17 protein-coding genes are annotated in these 16,234 nt (G+C 69.0%); 14 read left to right on the forward strand and 3 right to left on the reverse strand.

Annotation, left to right across the window (positions count from 1 at the left end; translation table 11 throughout):
• Positions 1-103: 103 nt before the first annotated feature.
• The 4 genes from K343_RS21470 (at position 104) to nadA (ending at position 4,741) form a co-directional block, all read left to right on the forward strand.
• Complete coding sequence (locus K343_RS21470; RefSeq protein ID WP_051278074.1) at positions 104-1,189, forward strand: sensor histidine kinase; 1,086 nt, start codon at positions 104-106, stop codon at positions 1,187-1,189.
• A gap of 84 nt (positions 1,190-1,273) precedes the next feature.
• Positions 1,274-1,573, forward strand: coding sequence for an FmdB family zinc ribbon protein (locus tag K343_RS0108615; RefSeq protein WP_028007721.1), 300 nt, complete (start codon positions 1,274-1,276; stop codon positions 1,571-1,573).
• 206 nt (positions 1,574-1,779) lie between these two features.
• Entirely contained in the window at positions 1,780-3,564 is a 1,785-nt protein-coding gene (aspS, locus tag K343_RS0108620) for an aspartate--tRNA ligase (protein WP_028007722.1), read from the forward strand.
• 79 nt (positions 3,565-3,643) lie between these two features.
• Positions 3,644-4,741: a quinolinate synthase NadA gene (gene nadA / locus K343_RS0108625; RefSeq protein WP_028007723.1), complete on the forward strand. Its 1,098-nt coding sequence runs from the start codon at positions 3,644-3,646 to the stop codon at positions 4,739-4,741.
• Between the two features lie 665 nt (positions 4,742-5,406).
• Here the strand turns inward: nadA and K343_RS0108630 are convergent.
• The 3 genes from K343_RS0108630 to K343_RS0108640 are packed head-to-tail and all read right to left on the reverse strand — an operon-like array spanning position 5,407 to position 8,040.
• Positions 5,407-5,817 (reverse strand): hypothetical protein, encoded by a 411-nt coding sequence (locus tag K343_RS0108630; protein WP_028007724.1) that lies wholly within the window; start codon positions 5,815-5,817, stop codon positions 5,407-5,409.
• 13 nt (positions 5,818-5,830) lie between these two features.
• Positions 5,831-6,913: a fatty acid desaturase family protein gene (locus K343_RS0108635; RefSeq protein ID WP_245585147.1), complete on the reverse strand. Its 1,083-nt coding sequence runs from the start codon at positions 6,911-6,913 to the stop codon at positions 5,831-5,833.
• 38 nt (positions 6,914-6,951) lie between these two features.
• A complete protein-coding gene (locus K343_RS0108640; protein ID WP_051278075.1) occupies positions 6,952-8,040 on the reverse strand; it encodes a ferredoxin reductase in 1,089 nt (362 codons plus the stop codon).
• Between the two features lie 143 nt (positions 8,041-8,183).
• Here K343_RS0108640 and fabR point away from each other — a divergent pair, with 143 nt between their 5' ends.
• The 10 genes from fabR (at position 8,184) to K343_RS0108690 (ending at position 16,217) form a co-directional block, all read left to right on the forward strand.
• The gene (gene fabR, locus K343_RS0108645) at positions 8,184-8,855 is read left to right on the forward strand and encodes an HTH-type transcriptional repressor FabR (protein WP_043112408.1); all 672 of its coding nucleotides are present in this window, start codon (positions 8,184-8,186) and stop codon (positions 8,853-8,855) included.
• A 138-nt stretch (positions 8,856-8,993) separates the two neighbouring features.
• Entirely contained in the window at positions 8,994-10,271 is a 1,278-nt protein-coding gene (glyA, locus tag K343_RS0108650; RefSeq protein WP_028007728.1) for a serine hydroxymethyltransferase, read from the forward strand.
• Positions 10,272-10,300: 29 nt separating this feature from the next.
• Entirely contained in the window at positions 10,301-10,834 is a 534-nt protein-coding gene (nrdR, locus tag K343_RS0108655) for a transcriptional regulator NrdR (protein WP_020648187.1), read from the forward strand.
• Positions 10,835-10,879: 45 nt separating this feature from the next.
• Positions 10,880-11,956, forward strand: coding sequence for a bifunctional diaminohydroxyphosphoribosylaminopyrimidine deaminase/5-amino-6-(5-phosphoribosylamino)uracil reductase RibD (gene ribD / locus K343_RS0108660; protein ID WP_084615780.1), 1,077 nt, complete (start codon positions 10,880-10,882; stop codon positions 11,954-11,956).
• A 23-nt stretch (positions 11,957-11,979) separates the two neighbouring features.
• Complete coding sequence (locus K343_RS21475) at positions 11,980-12,573, forward strand: riboflavin synthase (protein WP_020648185.1); 594 nt, start codon at positions 11,980-11,982, stop codon at positions 12,571-12,573.
• Positions 12,574-12,579: 6 nt separating this feature from the next.
• Complete coding sequence (gene ribBA / locus K343_RS0108670; protein WP_051278076.1) at positions 12,580-13,719, forward strand: bifunctional 3,4-dihydroxy-2-butanone-4-phosphate synthase/GTP cyclohydrolase II; 1,140 nt, start codon at positions 12,580-12,582, stop codon at positions 13,717-13,719.
• A gap of 97 nt (positions 13,720-13,816) precedes the next feature.
• A complete protein-coding gene (ribH, locus tag K343_RS0108675; protein WP_026352780.1) occupies positions 13,817-14,269 on the forward strand; it encodes a 6,7-dimethyl-8-ribityllumazine synthase in 453 nt (150 codons plus the stop codon).
• Entirely contained in the window at positions 14,266-14,721 is a 456-nt protein-coding gene (nusB, locus tag K343_RS0108680; protein WP_020648182.1) for a transcription antitermination factor NusB, read from the forward strand. Before ribH ends, nusB begins: the two co-directional genes overlap by 4 nt.
• 9 nt (positions 14,722-14,730) lie before the next feature.
• Complete coding sequence (thiL, locus tag K343_RS0108685) at positions 14,731-15,684, forward strand: thiamine-phosphate kinase (protein ID WP_028007731.1); 954 nt, start codon at positions 14,731-14,733, stop codon at positions 15,682-15,684.
• Positions 15,681-16,217, forward strand: a complete 537-nt coding sequence (locus tag K343_RS0108690) for a phosphatidylglycerophosphatase A family protein (protein ID WP_028007732.1) — start codon at positions 15,681-15,683, stop codon at positions 16,215-16,217. Before thiL ends, K343_RS0108690 begins: the two co-directional genes overlap by 4 nt.
• Positions 16,218-16,234 lie beyond the last annotated feature (17 nt).

Consider the following 16,234-nt stretch of genomic DNA (forward strand, 5'->3'; position numbering starts at 1 on the left):
TTGGCCGGATGAACGGAGAGCGGCCGGCAGCGACGGGCCGCAGAATTTTACGATCAAGAAGACGCGCCGGCACGGTCCGGCATGAGCGACCGATGCCGGAAGCATGAAACTTTTCGATGCCCCCTTTCTCGCGCACGGTCTGGCGGCGGCCGCCTGCGCGCTCGCGGCGGCGGCCGGGGCGCTGGCGTGGTGGGCGGCGCGGCCGCGAACCTTGCTCTGGGAGCGCGGCCTGCTGATCGCGCTGCTGCTGGCGACCGGCGCTTCGCTGCTGCTCAGCGGCGGACAGTTCAACATGCCCTGGCTGCTGACGCTGTGCTCGGTGCTGCTGATCGGCTGCGCCGGCATGCTCGCCGCGCACTGGATCGGCACGATCGGTGCCGGCGAGCCGCCGGCCGCCGACAGCACGGTCGAGAAGCTGCGCGAGGAACTGCTGCTGCGCGAAGCGGCCGAGCAGCATCTGCGCAACGCGCTGGCCGATTACCGGCGTTCGGCGGCCGATTTCGAGCAGTTCGCCTATGCCGCATCGCATGATCTGCAGACCCCGCTGCGCAACATCGAGGGTTTCGCCCGACTGCTCGAACAGCGCTACGGCGAGGCGCTCGACAACGACGGCCGGAACTACCTGCGCTACATGACGCAGGGTGTGCAGCAGATGCAGCAGCTGGTCGACGCGCTGCTGCAGCTGTCGCGCATCGGCCGGCGCGAGGCCAAGATCGAGGAATGTCCGCTCGGCGACACCGTGCGCCAGGCCTGCGAGCAGCTGGCCAGCGACATCGAGCGCAGCGGCGCCGAGATCGTCGCGCCGGACCTGCCGGCGATCAGCGCCGACCATGCGCTGCTGACGCAGCTGTTCCAGAACCTGATCAGCAATGCCCTGAAGTTCCAGCCGCCCGGGCAGAAGCCGCGCGTGACGATTCGCGCGCGTCGCCAGAACGACGATTGGCGCCTGACGATCACCGACAACGGCATCGGTATCCCGGCCGAACAGATCGACCACGTCTTCGCGCCGTTCCGGCGCCTGCACAGCCAGGACCAGTTCAGCGGCGCCGGCATGGGCCTGGCGATCTGCCGCAAGATCGCCGCGCACCACGAGGGCGACATCTGGGCCGAGCCGCATGTCGGCGGGGCGCAGATTCACTTGCTGCTGCCGCAGCGCTCGCGCCTGGCCAGCCGCGAACCCGGCGGCTGATCGCTGGACCGCGGCGGCACGCTTCTTGAAAATACGCGCCCCGGCCTCATCGATGGACCGGGCCTCTTACGCTCGAGGATTGTCATGCCGATTTACGACTATCACTGCACGGCCTGTGGCGCCGATACCGAAGTGATGCACAAGATTTCCGATCCGCCGGCGACGGTTTGTCCGGCTTGCGGCAAGCCGAATCTGGTCAAGCAGGTGTCGGCCGCGGGTTTCCGCCTCAGCGGCGGTGGCTGGTACGAGACCGACTTCAAGTCCGGCAGCAAGAAGAACATCGCCGGCGATCCCGGCGGCGGCAGCACGGCCTCGGCCGAGTCCTGCGCGCCCGGCGGCTGCGGCCAGCCGGCCTGCGCGGCCAAGAGCGACGCCGCGGTCTGAGTCCGGCTTCCTGGCCGATCCGATGCCGGATGGCGCCGGTCGATTGCGGCCGGCGCCGCCTTGCGTGGCGCGGCGTCCGGCGCGTGGCCGATGCCGCGGGGCGCGGTTACACTACGCGGCCCTAAGCGGGCGCCGTCCGTTGCGAACGGTCTGCCTCCATCCACGCCATACGTTCCGCCCCGGGCGGAATCTCCACGAAATCATCGATGCGTAGCCATTACTGCGGCCAGGTCACCGAAGCGCTGACCGGCCAGACCGTTACCGTTTGCGGCTGGGTGCATCGCCGCCGCGATCATGGCGGCGTGATCTTCATCGACCTGCGCGATCGCGAAGGTCTGCTGCAATGCGTGTTCGATCCGGATACGCAGGAAGCCTTCGCCGCCGCCGACAAGCTGCGCTCCGAATACGTCGTCAAGATCAGCGGCCGCGTCCGCCCGCGTCCGGCCGGCACCGAGAACGCCAATCTGGCGACCGGCAAGGTCGAGCTGCTCGCCAAGGACATCGAGCTACTGAACCGCGCCGAAACGCCGCCGTTCCACCTCGACGACGAGACGGTCGGCGAGGACACGCGCCTGAAGTATCGCTACATCGACCTGCGTCGCCCGCAGATGCAGAAGAACCTGCGCCTGCGCCACGACGTCATCAAGCGCATCCGCGACTTCATGGACGCCAACGGCTTCGTCGATGTCGAGACGCCGATCCTGACCAAGGCGACCCCGGAAGGCGCACGCGACTATCTCGTGCCCTCGCGCACGCACCCCGGCAAGTTCTTCGCGCTGCCGCAGTCGCCGCAGCTGTTCAAGCAGCTGTTGATGATGTCGGGGCTCGACCGCTACTACCAGATCGCGCGCTGCTTCCGCGACGAGGACCTGCGCGCCGACCGCCAGCCGGAATTCACGCAGCTCGACGTCGAGACCTCGTTCCTGACGCAGGAACAGATCATGGCCCTGATCGAAGGGCTGGTGAAGGATCTGTTCCAGGGCGTGCTCGGCGTCGACCTCGGCACGCTGCCGCACATGAGCTACGAGGAGGCGATGCGCCGCTACGGCTCCGACAAGCCGGACCTGCGCAATCCGCTCGAACTGGTCGACGTCAAGGATCTGGTCGCCGACGTCGACTTCAAGGTCTTCTCGGCGCCGGCCAACGATCCGAAGTGCCGCGTCACGGCGCTGCGCGTGCCGGGCGGCGCCAAGCTGTCGCGCGGCGAGATCGACAAGTACACCGAGTTCGTCAAGATCTACGGCGCGCGCGGTCTGGCGTACATCGTCGTCGACGACAAGACCAAGGGCCGTGACGGCCTGCGCTCGCCGATCGTCAAGAACCTGCACGACGCGGCGCTCACCGGCATCCTCGAACGCAGCGGCGCGCAGACCGGCGATGTGATCTTCTTCGGCGCCGACAAGAGCAAGGTCGTCAGCGACGCGCTCGGCGCGCTGCGCCTGAAGATCGGCAACGATCTCGGCCTGACGGCAACCGGTTGGCGCGCGCTGTGGGTCGTCGACTGGCCGATGTTCGAGTGGGACGAGGACGACGGCCGCTGGGTCTCGCTGCACCATCCGTTCACCGCACCCAAGCCGTTCGACGCCGCCGCGCTGCGCGCCGATCCGGGCGCGACGCTGTCGCAGGGTTACGACATCGTGCTCAATGGCGTCGAGATCGGCGGCGGCTCGGTGCGCATCCACGCGCCGGACGTGCAGCAGGCGGTGTTCGATCTGCTCGGCATCGGCGCCGAGGAGCAGCAGGAGAAGTTCGGCTTCCTGCTCGAAGCGCTGTCGTACGGCGCGCCGCCGCACGGTGGCCTGGCGCTCGGCCTCGACCGCCTGGTCATGCTGATGGCCGGGGGACAGTCGATTCGCGAGGTGATCGCGTTCCCGAAGACGCAGACCGCGTTCGATCCGCTGACGCAGGCGCCGAGCGAGGTCGACGCACGTTCGCTGCGCGAGCTGAGCATCCGCTCGACGGTGCAGCCGAAGGAAGCGCCGAGTTCGTGAAGCGCCGGCAGCGGCCGCGCCTTGTCGCGGCCGCTGTGTCGCGGGATCGCGGCGCGGGACAGGCAGATGGAGGTGTGAGATGGCAGCGGCTCTGAAAATCGACGAATTCAACCTGCTCGACGACGGCGAGTGCGACGCCCGCATCGCCGCCGCCAAGCAGATCCTCGGCAAGCGCCTTTGCATCCTCGGCCATCACTACCAGCGCAACGAGGTCTTCAAGCACGCCGATTTCACCGGCGACTCGCTGAAGCTCTCGCAGCTGGCGTCGAAGACCGATGCCGATTTCATCGTGTTCTGCGGCGTGCATTTCATGGCCGAAGTCGCGGACATCCTGACCGACGGCAAGCGCACGGTGATCCTGCCGGACCTCGCCGCCGGCTGCTCGATGGCCGACATGGCGAATCTGGTCAAGGTCAACAAGTGCTGGGCCGAGCTGTCCGAAATCCTCGATCCGGACCAGACCGTCACGCCGGTCACGTACATCAATTCGGCGGCCGACCTGAAGGCCTTCTGCGGCCGTCACGGCGGCATCGTCTGCACGTCGAGCAATGCCCGCGCGGTGCTCGAATGGAGCTTCGCGCGGCGCGAGAAGGTGCTGTTCTTCCCCGATCAGCATCTCGGCCGCAATACGGCGAAGAAGATGGGCATCCCGCTCGAGCAGATGATCGTCTGGGATTTCACCAAGCCGCTCGGCGGCAATACGCCGGAGCAGATCAAGGCCGCGAAGATGATCCTGTGGCGCGGCTTCTGCTCGGTGCACCAGATGTTCCAGCCGGCGCACATCGACGCTTTCCGCCAGCGCGTGCCGCACGGCAAGGTCATCAGCCATCCGGAGAACGCGCTCGCGGTTTGTGAGGCGAGCGACTACGTCGGCTCGACCGAGTACATCCTGCGTGTGGTGCGGGCGTCGGCGCCGGGCGAGCACTGGCTGGTCGGCACCGAGCTCAATCTGGTCAACCGCCTCGCCGACGAGATGAAGGACAAGGGCGTGACGGTCGAGTTCATGTCGCCGACCGTGTGCATGTGCTCGACGATGTTTCGCACCGATCCGCAACATCTGGCCTGGACGCTCGACAACCTCGTCGCCGGCAACACGGTCAACCGTATCCGCGTGCCGGAAGAGGTCGCGAAGCCGGCGCGCGCGGCGCTCGATTTGATGCTTGAGGTCGTCGACTGAGCGCGACGGTTCGGGAGGGTGGGCCGGTGCGCTTTCGTCTGCGCGCCCTTCGTCGCGTTTCTTCCTGATCGGGCATTTGATTTCGCGCTGACGCGCGCCTCACTTTTCTTTGCTTATGCAAAGAAAAGTAAGCAAAAGAAAGCACACCCCTGGGTCGGCGCTGGCGCTGCGCGCCGGTCCGCTGCGATGCTCGGCACGAAGGGCGCGGCCGAAACTCGCATCGCTGCGCGATGCTCAGACACTCGGCCGCTTGTTTCCCTTCGCGCCTGCGCTTCTCGCCGCCTCCCAAGGGGACCCGTACGGCAAAAGCAACGACAGAGCTTCGCGGCAAGCACGCTTTGCTGTTCGCCTTTGGGTCCCCTTTGCGCAGCGCCGAGAAGCGCAGCCGGTCCGGGGCTGTCCGGCGCTGACTGTTTGAGCGGTGCGTAGCACCGCGAGTTTCAGCGCCGGCCGGGCCGGCGAGCATCGCAGGGTGAGCCGGGGGTTTGCGGATGTCCGGTGGACATCCGCCCCGGCGAACGCCCGAGCTACTGCGAGGGCCGGCGCGTAAGCCAGGGGTGTGTTTCTCTTGCCTACTTCTCTTTGCATAAGCAAAGAGAAGTAGGGCGCGCGTCAGCGCGAAATCCAAAGTCCGATCAGGAAAGGCCTGATCAGGAAAACCCCGATCAGGAAGCGGCCGGCTTCTTGGTCTTGGCGCCTGATTTGCGTGCCTTGCTTGCCGGGGCGCGCTTCTTCGCGGCCGGTTTGCGCTTCGGTGCCGGCTTGGGCGCTGGCTGCGTCTGTTCGTCGAGCACCTGCTTGATGTGCGCGCCGTCCTCGACGAGTTCGAACTGGTCGGACAGCAGCTGGCCGATCTGCTGGTTGACGCGGCGGATCGCGTCGTAGACCGCGCCGATCGTGCGCTGCTGCTTTTCCTTCAGCTTGAGCTTGTCGTCATCGAGCAGGCCGGACTTCTCCAGCATCTCGAACGGCAGCGCCGCGATGTGCTGGTGGACGGCTTCGACCGAGGTCGCGCCGCGATCGACGGCCTGCTGCACGAGATCCTTGAGCAGTTCGAGGCGCTGCAGCGTCTTCATGGCGGGGAGTGCCTCAAGCGAACGCCGGGGTGGCGCGCCGCGACGGTAACGCATGGCGGAACACCTTGGCCAGCACCGTGCCGTACTGCCGCGCGAAGCTCGCGGTGTTGTAGGCGAGGCCGTACCTGGCGCAGATGGCGCGAACCTGCGACGCGATCTCGGCGTAGCGATGCGCCGGCATGTCCGGGAACAGATGGTGTTCGATCTGGTGGCTCAGATGGCCGCTGAGGATATGGAACGTGCGGCTGCCCTCGATGTTCGCCGAGCCGACGATCTGCCGTACGTACCAGTCGCCGCGCGTCTCGTCCCGCGTTTCCTCTTCGCTGAACACTTCGGTGCCGTTCGGGAAATGACCGCAGAAGATGATCGCGTACGACCACAGGTTGCGGATCAGGTTGGCGAGCAGGTTGCCGAGCAGCACGCGCGGCGCATTCCAGAACGTCAGCAGCGGGAACAGCACGTAGTCCTTGGCGAGCTGCTTGCGGATCTTGCGATGGAAAGGCTTCGAGCGCGCCTTGAATTCCTGCCAGCTCATCGTGCCGTTCAGCAGGCGCTCGGCCTGGATGTCATGGCCGCCGACGCCGAACTCGAAGGCGAGCGCCAGGATCGCGTTCCAGAGCGGCTGGAACAGGAAGAACGGATGCCACTTCTGCTCGTCCGACAGGCGCAGGATCGTGTAGCCGAAGTCGCGATCCTTGCCGAGGATGTTGGTGTAGGTGTGGTGCTCGTAGTTGTGGAAATGGCGCCACATGCCGGCGTCGCAGACGTTGTCCCATTCGTAACGCAGCGAGTTCAGGGCCGGATCGTTGGTCCAGTCGTACTGGCCGTGCATGACGTTGTGGCCGATCTCCATGTTCTCGACGATCTTGGCGTGCGCCAGTGCGGCGACGCCGACGACGAAGCTGAAGGGATCGAGCCCGAGTCCGATCATCGCGCGGCCGGCGATCGCGCTGCCGCGCGCGCGACGGATCATCTTGCGGATGTGGGCGACGTCGCGCTCGCCGAGCGTGCTCATCACGCTGTCGCGCACGGCGTCGAGTTCGGTCTGCAGCGCGGCGACCTGGGTGCGGCTGAGGCGGGGCCTGGCGGCGTTCATGCGCTTCTCCATGGACTTCGAGAGGGTGGTCATCGGATTCAAAGGTCGAGTTCGAGATCGCTGCGGGCGGCGCTGACGCAGAGGCGGATCCATTCGTCGCCGTCGCTGCGCTCGCCGCTCACCAGGTTTTCGACGCTGCCGCTGCGCTTGTGGCACAGGCAGGTGTGGCAGATGCCGATGCGGCAGCCGTAGGCGGGCTTGAGACCGGCGCTTTCGGCGGCGGCCAGCAGGGCCGTGCCGGGCGCCGCCGCGAAGGCGCGCTCCGAACGGGTGCAGCGCACGTCGGCGGCAGCGCCGTCGACCGGCGCGCGCGGCGGCAGGCCGAAGCGTTCCAGATGCAGCGGCGCGCTCGCGCCGAGGGCCTGCCGCTGCGTTTCGATCGCTGCCATGAACGGCGCCGGGCCGCAGACATAGGTTTCGCGCGCGGCGGCGTCGGCGACGCCGGCCAGCAGCGTCGCCGCGTCGGGGCGGCCGCGCTGCGCCGTATGCCAGACCTGCACACGCAGGCCCGGCCAGTCGCGCGCCAGCGCCTGCAGTTCACCGGCGAACAGTTCGTCGGCCGGGCTGCGGCAGACCTGCAGCAGCACGACGTCGGCCTGCGGCGCGCGCGTGCGCAGCGCATACAGCAGCGAGAGCACCGGCGTCATGCCGCTGCCGGCGCCGATCAGCAGCAGCGGATGTTCGAGGCGTGCCGGCAGCACGAAGTCGCCGCTCGGCGCGCCGAGCGTGACGACGTCGCCCGGCTGCAGGCGCTCGTGCAGCCAGCGCGAGACGCGGCCGCCGTCGTGGCGCTTGACGGTAAGGCGCAGCAGGCGCGGTTCAGCCGGGTCCGAGCTGAGGCTGAAGCAACGCTGCTGGCGCACGCCGTCGATCTCGACCTGCACGCTGAGGTGCTGGCCGCCGGCGAAGCCCGGCCACAGGTGGTTCGGGCGCAGCCAGAAACTGCAGACCTCGTCGGTTTCCGGCTCGCGGCGGACCAGTTCGGCGCGGATCTCGGTCAGCGACCAGCGCGGATCGACCCAGCCGAGCAGATCGTTGAGGGCGTCGGCGTCGTTCAGCGGATGCAGCCAGGACGCGCGCAGGACGCGGTCGGCGGCGCGGCGCAGTAGCGGGGCGGCGGAGGGCATGGGCGCGGCTCGGTGAACAAGTGTGCACACATCCTGCCGATGCCATCGTCCGATGTCAACAAGTGTTCACTGAAAACGCGATCTCATCGAGATGTGAACCGTAAGTCCATGCTGGAAAAGGCTGTTATGCTGTGAACATGGCGATGAAAACTTCCTCGCGCCCGGTCCCGCTCGACGGCGAACCGCTCGGCCGCGGCGCGCGCAAGCAGCTGACGCGCGAGCGTCTGCTCGACGCGGCGCTGACGCTGATGAGCCGCGGGCACAGCTTTCCGAGCCTGAGCCTGCGCGAGCTGACGCGCGAGGCCGGCGTGGTGCCGACGGCGTTCTACCGGCATTTCCGCGACATGGACGAACTCGGCCTCGCGCTCGTCGAGGAGTGCGGGCTGACGCTGCGTCGCCTGCTGCGCGAGGCGCGCAAGGGCGGGGTGCCGACGCACGACATCATTCGCCACTCGGTGGCGATCTACCTGCAGTACGTGCGCGCCCATCCGCGCCAGTTCCGCGCCGCGACCAGCGAACGCAGCGGCGGCTCGCCGGCGATGCGCCAGGCGATCCGCACCGAAGTCGGCCACTTCATGCGCGAGATGGCCCAGGATCTGCGCCAGCTCGGCTTCCGGCCGGATCTGCCGAGCGAGACGCTGGAGATGATCTGCAGCCTGGTCGTCAACACCATGCTCAACGCGGCCAGCGACATCCTCGACCTGCCGCCGGAGCAGCCGCAGCTGGCGCGCGAGCTGGAGGCCAACTTCGTCGGCCAGCTGCGCCTGATCTTCCTCGGCGCCGAGCAGTGGCGCGCCGAACCGGGCACGCCCTGAGCCGCGGCTTCCCCTAAGCCTCACTACCGATTGCGGGCTGCCGGGGTGCGAGCCCCAAGTGCTTGGGGCTCGGGTAGAATATGCGCCCCCAAAGTCGTCTCCATCTTCAATCCTTTGCCCGCCGAGGGACTCCCGCCCATGTTCGAACGCGCCCCGCGTCTCGCCGAATTCGATCCTGAACTGAACGCTGCCATCGTCAAGGAAGCCGGCCGCCAGGAGGCGCACATCGAGCTGATCGCCTCCGAGAACTACGCCAGCCCGGCGGTCATGGAAGCGCAGGGCAGCGTGCTCACCAACAAGTACGCCGAAGGCTATCCGGGCAAGCGCTACTACGGCGGCTGCGAGTTCGTCGACATCGCCGAGCAGCTGGCGATCGACCGCCTCAAGCAGCTGTTCGACTGCGATTACGCCAACGTGCAGCCGCACTCGGGCGCGCAGGCCAACGCGGCGATCTTCCTCGCCCTGGTCAATCCGGGCGACACCGTGATGGGCATGAACCTCGCGCAGGGCGGCCATCTGACGCACGGCAACCCGGCGAACTTCTCCGGCAAGCAGTACAAGATCGTGCCGTACGGCCTGGACGTCGAAACCGGCCTGATCAACTACGACGAGATGGAGCGCATCGCGCTCGAGACCAAGCCGAAGCTGCTGATCGGCGGCTTCTCGGCGTACTCGCGCGTCAAGGACTGGAAGCGCATGCGCGAGATCGCCGACAAGGTCGGCGCTTACTTCTGGGTCGACATGGCGCACGTCGCCGGCCTGGTCGCCGCCGGCGAATACCCGAGCCCGCTGCCGTACGCGCACGTCGTCACCAGCACCACGCACAAGACGCTGCGCGGTCCGCGCGGCGGCATCATCCTGACCAAGGGCCAGGGCGAGGACTTCAACAAGAAGTTCCAGTCGGCGGTGTTCCCGGGCATCCAGGGCGGCCCGCTGATGCACGTGGTCGCCGCCAAGGCCGTCGCTTTCAAGGAAGCGCTGGACCCGAGCTTCAAGGTCTATCAGAAGCAGGTCGTCGCCAACGCCCGGGCGATGGCCCAGGTCTTCCTCGACCGCGGCTACAAGGTCGTCTCCGGCGGCACTGACAATCACCTGTTCCTGCTCGACCTGATCGCCAAGAACGTGACCGGCAAGGACGCCGAGGCCGCGCTCGGCCGCGCCCACATCACCGTCAACAAGAATTCGGTGCCGAACGACCCGAAGTCGCCGTTCGTGACCTCGGGCCTGCGTCTCGGCTCGCCGGCTTCGACCACGCGCGGCTTCAAGGAAGCCGAGATGGCCACCGTCGCGAACTGGATCGCCGACATCGTCGATGCGATGTCGGCGGCCGCCGACGTCGAAGCAGTCGTCGCGCGCGTGCGCGGCGAGGTCGAGGCGCTGTGCGCGCGCTTCCCGGTCTACGGCCGGCGCGCCTGAGCCGCCGGCCCGCGACGGGATAGACGACGATGCAGTGTCCGTTCTGCAAGGCGCCGGATACCCGCGTCGTCGATTCGCGTCTGGCCGAGGACGGCGCGCAGGTACGCCGCCGCCGCGAATGCGAGCGCTGCGGCGGCCGCTTCACGACTTTCGAGCGCGCGCAGCTGTCGATGCCCAATGTCGTCAAGCGCAGCGGTGATCCGGAGCCGTTCCGCGAGGACAAGCTGCGCGCCGGCATCGGCCACGCCATCTACAAGCGCCCGGTGTCGCCGGAGATGGTCGATCACGCCGTCGAGAACGTCATGCGCAAGATGCGCGCGTCGGGCGAGCGCGAAGTGCCGTCGCGCCAGGTCGGCGAGTGGGTGATGGAGGAGCTGCGCGATCTCGACCACGTCGCCTACGTGCGCTTCGCGTCGATCTATCGCGCGTTCTCCGACGTCAACGCCTTCCGCGAGGAAATCGAGCGCCTGCAGGCGCAGCCGAGCGCCGAGGAGCGCAAGTCGCAGCTGCCGCTGCTCGAAGCCGACGCGACGGCCGCCCGCCGTCGCGGCAAGTCCGGCTGAGCGCCCCGCTCTCCGTCCATGACTCCGGCTGACGCGGCGCTACACATGGCGCGGGCCCTGCGGCTCGCCGAGCGGGGTGTCTACACGACGCACCCGAATCCGCGCGTCGGCTGCGTGATCGTCCGCGACGGCGATGTGGTCGGCGAGGGCGCGCACCTGCGTGCCGGCGAGCCGCACGCGGAGGTTTACGCGCTGCGCATGGCGGGCGAACGGGCGCGCGGCGCCGAGGTGTTCGTCACGCTGGAGCCCTGCGCCCATCACGGCCGCACGCCGCCGTGCGCCGACGCGCTGGTCGCCGCCGGCGTGCGCAAAGTCTGGGTCGCGACCGTCGACCCGAATCCGAAGGTCGCCGGCGGCGGCATCGCCCGGCTGCGCGCCGCCGGCATCGAGGTCGAGACCGGTCTGCTCGCCGCCGATGCCGAGCGCCTCAATCGCGGCTTCCTGTCGCGGATGCGGCGTGCGCGGCCGTGGCTGACGCTCAAGCTCGCCGCCAGCCTCGACGGCCGCACGGCGATGGCGAGCGGCGAGAGCCAGTGGATCACCGGCGCGCCGGCGCGCGCCGACGTGCACCGCCTGCGCGCCGCGGCCGGCGCGGTGATGACCGGCGTCGCGACAGTGATGGCGGACAATCCGCAGCTGACGGTGCGCCTGCCGGCGGCCGACGGCGACGAGACGGCGCCCGGCCGGCGCCAGCCCGATCGCATCGTGCTCGACTCGACCGCGCGCGTGCCGTCGACGGCGCGCGTCTGGGACGGTGAGGCGCGGCGCTTCTGGGTCGTCGGCGTGGCGCCGCGCGAAGTGCCGGACGGCGTCGAGGTGCTGAAGGTGGCGCGCGCGGCCGACGGCTCGCTGCAGCTCGACGCGGTGCTCGCGGCGCTGGCGCGCGCCGAGGTCAACGAGATCCTGCTCGAATGCGGGCCGCGGCTGGCCGGCGCGGCCCTGCTGCACGGCCTGGTCGACGAGATCGTCGCCTACGTCGCGCCGACGCTGCTCGGCCACGACGCGCGCCCGTTCGCGTACCTGCCGGGCCTGACGCGGCTGTCGCAGCGCATCGCGCTCGAATTCGTCGATACGCGCGCGGTCGGCGCCGACCTGCGCCTCACGCTGCGCCCCCGGCCCTGACGGCCCCACGCAAGGAGTTTGCGATGTTCACCGGCATCATCGAAGCGCTCGGCCGCATCGACAGCATCGAATCGGTCGGCGGCGATCGCCGCATGGTCTTTCGCGCGCCGGGCTATCTGCGCGGCACGCAGCTCGGCGACAGCATCGCCGTCAACGGCGTGTGCCTGACGGCGACCAGCCTGTCCGACGACGGCTTCATGGCCGACCTGTCGGCGGAGACGCTGAACCTGACCACGGCCGGCCGCTGGCAGGCCGGCGCCGCGGTCAACCTCGAACGCGCGCTGACGCCGGAAAAGCCGCTCGGCGGCCATATGGTGTCCGGCCATGTCGACGGCGTCGGCCAGCTGCTCGAACGGCACGAGGACGCGCGCTCGACGCGCATGCGCTTCGAGGCGCCGGCGGCGCTGGCGCGCTACATCGCGCGCAAGGGCTCGATCTGCATCGACGGCGTCAGCCTCACGGTCAACGACGTCGAGGGCCGCACGTTTGGCGTTAACATCATTCCGCACACGCTCGCCCATACCAGCCTGGGCGCGCTGCAGCCGGGTGACGCGGTCAACCTCGAGGTCGACCTGATCGCCCGCTATCTGGAGCGGCTGCTGGAGGCGAGGAGTTAAGCAGGTATGAGCACCAGGATTGCGAACATCGACGAGGCGCGCGGCGGCAAGCTCGACGCGATCGAGGACATCGTCGCCGACATCAAGGCCGGCAAGATGGTCATCCTCATGGATGACGAGAACCGCGAGAACGAAGGCGATCTGATCATGGCCGCCGAGCGCGTGCGCGCGGAGGACATCAACTTCATGGCCCGCTACGGCCGCGGCCTGATCTGCCTGACGCTGACCCAGGAGCGCTGCCGGCAGCTGCGCCTGCCGCAGATGGTTTCGCGCAACGAGGAAAACCACAAGACGGCGTTCACGGTCTCGATCGAGGCCGCGCACGGCGTCACGACCGGCATCTCGGCGCACGACCGCGCGCGCACCGTGCTGGCCGCGGTCAAGCACGACGCCAAGCCCGAAGATCTGGTTCAGCCGGGCCACATCTTTCCGCTGATGGCCCAGCCCGGCGGCGTGCTGACGCGCGCCGGCCACACCGAGGCCGGCTGCGATCTGGCGCGCCTGGCGGGCTTCGAGCCGGCGGCGGTGATCGTCGAGGTGCTGAACGAGGACGGCACGATGGCGCGCCGCCCGGACCTCGAAAAGTTCGGCCGCGAGCACGGCATCAAGCTCGGCACGATCGCCGACCTGATCCGCTACCGGCTCGACAACGAGCACACCGTCGAGCGCGTCGCCGAGACCCACGTCAGCACCGAGTTCGGCGACTTCCGCCTCGTCACCTATCAGGACACGGTCGACAACACCGTGCATCTGGCCATGGTCAAGGGCAATGTCGATTCGGCCAAGCCGACGCTGGTGCGCGTGCATCTGCGCAACACGCTGCAGGACGTGCTCGGCGTCCGCCACGACGACTTCGCCTGGCCGCTGCGCCGCGCGCTCAAGCGCATCGCCGACGAGGGCAGCGGCGTGGTCGTGCTGCTGCGCAAGCCGGAATCGTCGCGCGAGCTGGTGCAGCAGATCGTCTCGCTGAACATGCAGGACGAGACGCCGCACGATACGCGGCCGCTGCTGCGCACCTACGGCATCGGCGCGCAGATCCTTTCCGACCTCGGCGTGCGCAAGATGCGCGTGCTGTCGGCCCCGAAACGCATGCAGGGAATCTCCGGCTTCGGTCTCGAAGTCGTCGAATACGTGGCCTGCGACTGAAAACCTGATGAGCAAGAACCCGAAACCGAAGAAGAAGGCGCCGGCCGCGCGCCGCGCAGTACCGGCCGACGCCAAGACCGGCTACGCCGTGCCGGAGATGCCGAAGGCCGGTGAGTTCGCCAAGGCGCGGATCGCGATCGTCGCGACGCGCTGGAACGTCGAGATCGTCGACGCGCTGGTCGCCGGCGCACGCGCCTGCCTGAAGGCCTGGGGCGTCGCCGACAAGCGTGTCGATTTCCATCGCGCGCCCGGCGCCTACGAGGTGCCGCTCGCCGCCAAGCTGCTGCTCGATTCCGGTTACGACGGCGTGGTCGCGCTCGGCGCGGTGATCCGCGGCGACACGCCGCACTTCGACTACGTCGCCGGCGAATGCGCGCGCGGCCTGCTCGACGTGCAGCTGGCGACCGGCAAGCCGGTCGGCTTCGGCGTGCTGACGGTCAATACCGTCGCGCAGGCCGTCGAGCGTTCCGGTCCGGGCGAGACCAACAAGGGCTACGAGGCCGCCGCCGCGATGCTCGAAATGCTGCGCCTGCGCAAGGAACTGGCATGAGCGAGCTCCCGCAGAGTGCGCCGCAGAGCCGCCGTGGTCTGGCGCGCCGCCTGACGGTGCAGGCGCTGTATCAGTGGCTGCTCAACGAGGCCTCGCCGGAAGCGCTGCTCAAGCAGTTCCGCGAGCAGGAGGAAGGGCTCGGCCGCGCCGATCCCGCGTACTTCGCCGAACTGCTCAACGGCGTCGTGCAGCAGGCGCCGGACCTGACGATGGCGCTGGTGCCGCACCTCGACCGGCCGCTGACGCAGCTCGATCCGGTCGAGCACGCGATCCTGCTGCTCGGCGCCTACGAGATCGAGCATCGCCGCGACGTGCCGTGGAAGGTCGTCGTCAACGAGTCGGTGAACCTCGCCAAGATGTTCGGCGCCGAGGACGGCTACAAGTTCGTCAACGGCGTGCTCGACAAGCTTGCGCACGTGGCGCGCGCCGAGGAAATGCGCGCGGGCTTCTAGTCGTGCACCATGGATGAGTTCGCGCTCATCCGCCGCTACTTCGCCGGCCTGACGCCGGACGGCGAGGGGGTGGCGCTCGGCGTCGGCGACGACTGCGCGCTGCTGCAGCCGCCGCCCGGCGCGCAGATCGCGATCACCTGCGACACGCTGATCGCCGGCCGCCATTTTCCGGCCGAGACCGCGGCTTTCGACATCGGCTGGAAGGCGCTCGCCGTCAATCTCTCCGATCTGGCGGCGATGGGCGCGCGGCCGTGGACGTTCACGCTGGCGCTGAGCCTGCCGCAGGCCGATGCTGCGTGGCTCGCGGACTTCGCGGCCGGTGTCGGTGCGCTGGCGCGCGAAGCCGGTATCGCGCTGGTCGGCGGCGACACCACGCGCGGCCCCTTGTCGATCACCGTCACCGCGCTCGGCAGCGTGCCGCCCGGCGCCGCGCTGCGCCGCGCCGGCGCGCGTGTCGGCGACTGTATCTGCGTCACCGGCACGCTTGGCGATGCGGCGCTGGCGCTGCGCCGCTGGCAGGCCGGCGAGCTGCCGCGCGACGACGACGGCCGCGCCTTGCGCGCCCGGCTCGACCGGCCGACGCCGCGTAACGCCGCCGGGCTCGCGCTGCGCGGCATCGCCAGCGCCGCGATCGATCTGTCCGACGGTCTGGCCGGCGATCTCGGTCACGTCTGCGCGGCGAGCGGCGTCGGCGCCGAACTGGAACTGGCGGCGCTGCCGGCCTCGCCGGCGTTCGCGCGCGGTGCCGGCAGCGCCGCTGCCGCGCTGCAGCTTGCCGGCGGCGATGATTACGAGCTGTGCGTCTGCGTGCCGCCGGAGCGCCTCGACGACGCGCGCCGTGCCTGCGCGCCGCTGGCGCTGAGTGTGGTCGGCCGCATCGTCGCCGAGCCCGGCCTGCGGGTGCGCGACGCGGGCGGTGGTATCGTCGAGCACCTGCCGCAGGCCTACCGACATTTCCCATGAAGCCGATCCCGAAGACCGCTCCGTTCCCGAAGCCGCCGGCCGAGCTGATCTGGTCGACGCCGGAGCACGTGCTGGCCTTCGGTTTCGGCGCCGGACTCGCGCCGCGCGCGCCGGGCACTTTCGGCACGCTGGTCGGCGTCGCGTTCTTCCTGGCGCTGCTGTGGCTGCCGTGGCCGGCGTTCGTGGCGGCGACGGCGCTGCTGTTCGTCGCCGGCTGTTTCATCTGCGGCGAGAGCGCGCGCCTGCTCGGCGTGCATGATTACGGCGGCATCGTCTTCGACGAGATCGTCGGCTATCTGATCGCCGCCGCGCCGCTGGTCTGGCTGGCGCCGCAGGGCGCCGGACGCTGGGCGCTGGGCATTGCGCTGGCGTTCGCGCTGTTCCGCCTGTTCGACATCGCCAAGCCCTGGCCGATCCGCGTGATCGACCGTCAGGTGCACGGCGGCTTCGGCATCATGCTCGACGACGCCGTCGCCGGCCTGCTCGCGGCCGCCGTGCTGTGGGCGCTGCGGCGCTGGCTGCTGCCGCTGTAGCGCGCGTCCGGGATCGC

Origin of the sequence: Solimonas flava DSM 18980 (assembly GCF_000426685.1) — a bacterium.
Classification (GTDB): domain Bacteria; phylum Pseudomonadota; class Gammaproteobacteria; order Nevskiales; family Nevskiaceae; genus Solimonas; species Solimonas flava.